Source organism: Clostridium drakei, from assembly GCF_000633595.2.
GTDB lineage: Bacteria > Bacillota > Clostridia > Clostridiales > Clostridiaceae > Clostridium_AM > Clostridium_AM drakei.
On sequence record NZ_JIBU02000012.1, the window covers coordinates 1 to 1,465 of the forward strand.

1 protein-coding gene and 1 pseudogene are annotated in these 1,465 nt (G+C 29.6%); one reads left to right on the forward strand and one right to left on the reverse strand.

The features are described 5' to 3' along the window. Positions 1-127: 127 nt before the first annotated feature. Positions 128-1,279, forward strand: a pseudogene (locus tag EG57_RS0205705) (PEP/pyruvate-binding domain-containing protein); the annotation flags it as partial. Here EG57_RS0205705 and EG57_RS26930 read toward each other — a convergent pair. After that, the coding region (locus EG57_RS26930; RefSeq protein ID WP_032076314.1) for a hypothetical protein at positions 1,264-1,465 on the reverse strand (202 nt) is incomplete at its 5' end. The pseudogene EG57_RS0205705 and the gene EG57_RS26930 sit on opposite strands and share 16 nt — an antisense overlap.

Sequence of the window (1,465 nt, forward strand, 5' to 3'; positions counted from 1 at the left end):
TTATTACATAGAAATTTTGTCAATAGGATTTTCAATCCATTAATTAAACACTAGTGATAATATATGTCATATAGTTATTGGAAAACATTACATATTAGAACTTTTACATTAAAAGGAGTGCTGTTTTATGGAATGCAAAAAATATGTATACCTTTTTGATGAAGGAAATGCAAAGATGAAGAATCTGCTTGGTGGAAAAGGTGCTAACATTGCTGAAATGATAAATTTAGGAATACCTGTTCCAGAAGGTTTTACACTATCTACAGAAGCTTGTGCAAAATACTATAAAGATGGTAAAAGCTTATCTCAAGAAATGATAGCTCAGATAAATAGAGCATTAACTAAAGTTGAAGGATTAACTGGTAAAAAATTTGGAAGTAAAGATAATCCATTAATTGTTTCAGTAAGATCTGGAGCTAGAGTTTCTATGCCTGGAATAATGGATACTATATTAAACTTAGGCTTAAATGATGAAACCGTGAAGGCTTTAAGTAATTTAACTAATAATGAAAAATTTGCATACGATACCTATAGAAGATTTATTCAAATGTTTTCTGATATTGTCATGAAAATAGAAAAGATAAAATTTCAGGATATTCTTGATGAAGTAAAGGAAAAGAAAAAAATTAAATTTGATAATGATTTAGATTCATATGATTTAAAAAAAATAGTGGAAAAGTACAAAGATTTATATAGAAAAGAAATTGGAAGGGAATTTCCACAAGATCCTAAAAAACAACTACAAGAGGGAATAAAAGCTGTATTTAGATCTTGGTATAATCCAAGAGCAATGGTGTATAGAAGATTAAATAACATTCCAACGGAATGGGGAACAGCTGTTAATATTCAGGCAATGGTATTTGGAAATATGGGCAAAACATCGGGAACAGGTGTTGCATTTACAAGAAATCCATGTACTGGAGAAAAACATATATTTGGTGAATATTTAATAAATGCACAAGGAGAAGATGTGGTAGCTGGAGCAAGAACTCCTTATGAAATATTAAGATTGAAGGATGAATTACCAGATTGTTATAAAGAGTTTATAAATATATCAGAAAGATTAGAAAGACATTACAAGGATATGCAGGACATAGAGTTTACCATTGAACAGGGAAAACTATATTTTCTTCAAACAAGAAATGGTAAGAGAACAGCTAAGGCTGCACTGAAAATTGCTGTTGATATGGTAAAAGAAGGTATTATTTCTAAAGAAAATGCTATGTTAATGGTTGATGATGATCAATTGGAATCTCTTTTACATCAAAATTTTGATGAAGTTATGCCTAAAGTTTTTTCAGCATAGTAGATTAATATAATAAGTATAATGCGACGTAAGGGTACAGTGGAAGTTTGAATTTCAACTTTTATTCCGTGATATATGGTAAGTGGTTCATCACTGCTAAATGTTTTAATTATTCTAAAGCTTGAAGATTTGGAAAACCTAAGAACTTTGTCAAACTCG